The following is a 3,589-nucleotide window of genomic DNA, read 5'->3' as shown; positions in this document are numbered from 1 at the left end:
CAAAAGGCCATAAAGGCAGAGAAAAAGGCAAAGAGAGTTATAATGGCGAAGGCAACGGTAGCAAAGCCAAAATCGCCTATGCACAAAACACGGGAGAAAATCAGGAGGGGCGAGATACAAGAGAAGAGGCCCGAAGTTGGGATTGAGGAGGAACAAAAACAGCTGGAACGGGTTTGGGAGCAGCAGACCGGTGGAGAGATAAGGCCGAGGCTCAAACCCCAAAGGCAAATTACGAGCCTTGGAGAAATGCTTTCGCAGCAGCTTGAGGAGATAAAGCAGCAAAGCGAGAGGATAACCCAGTTGAGGCGGGAGAAATCCAAGCTCCTGCATGGGATTTACGAGCCGCTTGCAAACAGGATGCAAAGCGAGATTGAGACAGTATCAGAGAAACTAGTTGAAAAGGAGAGCCTGATTCTTGAGCTTGAAAGGCGGGCTGCACAAGTGCCGCAGCTTGCACAGGAGGTTGACACCAAGCAGGCAAAGGTGCTTGAGCTTGAAAGGCAGGCAAAAGGCAGCCTGGAAAATGCAAAGATTGAGGTGGAAGACTTGCTTTCAAGCCTGGAAAAGCTTGGGCAGCAGGCGGCGCAGTCAATGGAAGACGCACAGAAGGAAATATCCGCAAGCAGCGTGAAACTTGAGCAGATAGGAAAGACTGCAAGCAAAGTTGACAGCCTGATCGGGCAGACTGAGCAGCAAATACAGCAGACAAAGGAGCTGATTGCAAACCAGACTGAAAGCATAAGCCAGATAGAGGAGGCGGCAGCAAGCCTGGGCCAGTATAGAAGCGCCCTTGAGGCAGACATGAAGCAGGTGAAAAATTACATTGAAAGGCAGCGAGGCATTGCCAAGGGCCTTTCTGCCCAGATTGACACTCTGTCACAAGTGGATGGCTGGGTAAGGCAGCACCTTGAGGATTATGAGAGGCAAGTCGAAGAGCTTTCAAAGGTGACAGAGCAAAACGAAGCCGACTTTGCGAAGCTGCGCGAGGCAGTTGAAACAAATTTTGTGAGGCGTTACATAAGCGAGCTGCAAAAGCTCTCTTCAGGCCACGAGTTTGAAATAAACAAGGCAATTGAGACTGAAAGCGCGCTGGATGCAAGGATTGCGGCAGAAAAGTCAAGGCTGGAGAATTTGGTCAGGGAAAGCAAGGAGATTGTGGCCATATTGCAAGATGAGTCGTTGAAACAGGCTGACCAGCAGAAAATTTTGCAACAGGTTCTGGAAAGCAAGAAAAAGAAGCTTGAGGAACTTGAGCCTGCGGCGCAAAAGGCGCAGGAGCTGAAAATGGCTCTAGACGCAATCACGTTTGGGACCGACAAGGTTTCCATGCAGTCAGGTGAAAGAAAGCCTTCAAAGAAAAAATAATGGAATGATTTGCAACACGAAAATTTGAGTTAGCCCTCTTCTTTTACTTGAGCCTTTTCCCTTGCAGTGTCCACGATGGCATGCCACGAGTTGCCTATTTTATTCAGGTAGTTGCCAAACGTTTTTGAAAGATGGATTTTCATTGGCCTGAACTTGCGCTTTGACTCAAGGGCCACCAATGTGTCGCGCTCGACTTTGATTATTCCAATGCGCTTGAGGCGCGGAAGCACACGGTTGTAGAATGTCGCCTTTGAGATGCCGTTTGCCTTTACGAAATTGCCCAAGGCAGGCCCGTCCAAAGTCAGTGATTTGATAAGCTGCAGAAGGAACTTTTCAGCTATTTCATTGTATTTGAGCTGGTAGTGCCTTGGGAAAACAAAATTGAGGACTTCTGAAAGATCCCAGAATGTGTGGGTGATGGCTCCAGAACCATCCTCAAACGGGCGCATTGAGGGAGAATTGAACGGAGGGAGATAAAGCGAGTCCTTTGACGGGATTCCCCTTGAGGCAATGGACTTTTTTTGCCCGCCTGGCTTGCCTTGAAACCCCTGTTCCTGCTCAACCGGCTTTCGCCTTGCTGGCGCTTGCTCTGGCAGGCCAGCGCTAGATTTAACTTCCTGGATTGGCTGGTCTGGTTCGGATGCCATGGGAAAATTCTGTTTGACAAGGTATATAATTAATCCCCTGGGGCGGACCGCGAAGGCAGGAAGATGGAATAATGCGGAGGAAACGAGTTTAATAACATTGCAAAGCTTTTTATTAATTTAGAGATGCAAACTCTACATGGCGCTTGAATACATACTTGGGGCAACCATGCTTGTCAGCCTCATATCCCTAGTTGGCATTGCCCTGTTTTTTGTTGCAAAAAAGCACATGGACAGTCTGCTGTTCATACTTGTGAGCTTCTCTACTGGAACGCTTCTTGGGGCCGCACTTTTTGACCTGCTTCCAGAATCTATTGATGAAATAAAAAGCACAGTGGCGCTTGAGATAACTTTCGTGGGAATTGTTGTTGCTTTTTGCATGGAGAAGCTGATTCACTGGCACCACCACCATGCTGGAAAGGAAAGCCAGCATAAGCATCCGCTTGGGCTTCTGACACTTGTAGGTGACGGATTCCACAACTTTTTTGATGGTGTTGCTATTGCAGCCGCGTTTCTTGTGAACCCTGCCGTTGGGATAACCACAACCATTGCAATCGGTCTTCATGAGATACCGCAGGAGATAGGGGATTTTGCCCTGCTTTTGTACTGCGGCTACACAAAATCAAAGGCATTGGCATTCAATCTTCTTTCAGCACTTGCGGCAGTTGCCGGCGGGCTGCTTTTTTACTTTTTTTCAGGTGCGATTGCCCATATTGAGTCCTACGCGCTTGCATTCACTGCCGGCATGTTCGTTTACATAGCCGGAGTTGACCTGCTCCCGCAGCTCCACAAGGAGAAGAGCGCAAGAAAATCTGGCATTCAGCTTGCGCTTATAGTTCTTGGAGCTGCAACAATCTGGATGATCGCAAGGTACATTGAATAGTCAGGTGCGAAAAATGGCGATAATTAGCTTGAGCCTTGAAAAAGAGCTATTGGAGCAGGTGGACAGGCACTTTGGCACAATCGGTGTGAAAAACCGGTCTGACGCATTTAGGATTGCTGCAAGGGCGATATTGGCGGAGGGCAGGAAAAACGACAAGCTTGCCGGGCAGGTGGAAGGCGTTCTTATTGCAATGCACAGGAAAGGCGATGAAGAGCATGTGACAGAGCCAAAGCATGACTTTGAGGATGTAGTTGTGACGCAGGTGCACACAAACATGAAAGGTGGCAAATGCCTTGAGATTTTTGTTTTCAAAGGAGACGCGAAAAAAGTCCTCAAGTTTTATAATGCTCTTAGCAGGGCGGGAAAAACAGAATTCATGAAGCTGGTTGTGCCTTGAGCACAAAGGCACGCGGCTTGGCTGAAGTTGAACCTCAAGTTACATGCATTCTCTCAAAGCTTTTTGCGCCTGCCAGGATGAAGACAAAAGAAACCCCAAGCAGCACTGCAACATCAACAAGAAGGCCGAACTTGCCAGTGCCCAGGATTACATGCCGCAGCAGGTCAACACCATAGGAGAGCGGATTCAACTTTACAAAAACCCCAAGGTAGGTTGGCAGGTTTTCAACCGGGAACAGGGCCCCCGAAAGCATGAACATTGGCCACATGATAAAGCTCATTACCAGATTGAAGCCGTCAG

General features: G+C 48.5%; 5 protein-coding genes. 3 read left to right on the top strand and 2 right to left on the bottom strand.

Going from position 1 to position 3,589, the window contains the following annotated elements; genetic code table 11:
* The first annotated feature begins 42 nt into the window (after positions 1–42).
* Positions 43–1,365 (top strand): hypothetical protein, encoded by a 1,323-nt coding sequence (locus FJZ26_04960; GenBank protein ID MBM3229756.1) that lies wholly within the window; start codon positions 43–45, stop codon positions 1,363–1,365.
* 29 nt (positions 1,366–1,394) lie between these two features.
* On the opposite strand, the gene FJZ26_04955 is transcribed toward FJZ26_04960, so the two are convergent.
* The gene (locus FJZ26_04955) at positions 1,395–2,012 is read right to left on the bottom strand and encodes a hypothetical protein (protein MBM3229755.1); all 618 of its coding nucleotides are present in this window, start codon (positions 2,010–2,012) and stop codon (positions 1,395–1,397) included.
* A gap of 136 nt (positions 2,013–2,148) precedes the next feature.
* On the opposite strand from FJZ26_04955, the gene FJZ26_04950 reads away from it, so the two are divergent.
* Both FJZ26_04950 and FJZ26_04945 read left to right on the top strand, forming a co-directional pair.
* Positions 2,149–2,892 carry a ZIP family metal transporter gene (locus tag FJZ26_04950; protein ID MBM3229754.1) on the top strand — a complete coding sequence of 248 codons (744 nt, stop codon included), beginning with the start codon at positions 2,149–2,151 and terminating at the stop codon, positions 2,890–2,892.
* Between the two features lie 13 nt (positions 2,893–2,905).
* Positions 2,906–3,289: a CopG family ribbon-helix-helix protein gene (locus FJZ26_04945; protein MBM3229753.1), complete on the top strand. Its 384-nt coding sequence runs from the start codon at positions 2,906–2,908 to the stop codon at positions 3,287–3,289.
* Positions 3,290–3,323: 34 nt separating this feature from the next.
* Here the strand turns inward: FJZ26_04945 and FJZ26_04940 are convergent.
* A partial coding sequence (locus FJZ26_04940; protein MBM3229752.1) for a hypothetical protein occupies positions 3,324–3,589 on the bottom strand: 266 nt, incomplete at its 5' end.

It is taken from the genome of Candidatus Parvarchaeota archaeon (assembly GCA_016866895.1).
Lineage (GTDB): Archaea > Micrarchaeota > Micrarchaeia > Anstonellales > VGKX01 > VGKX01.
Note: the sequence above shows the minus strand (reverse complement) of the source record. Positions and strands in the feature narration are given on the sequence as shown.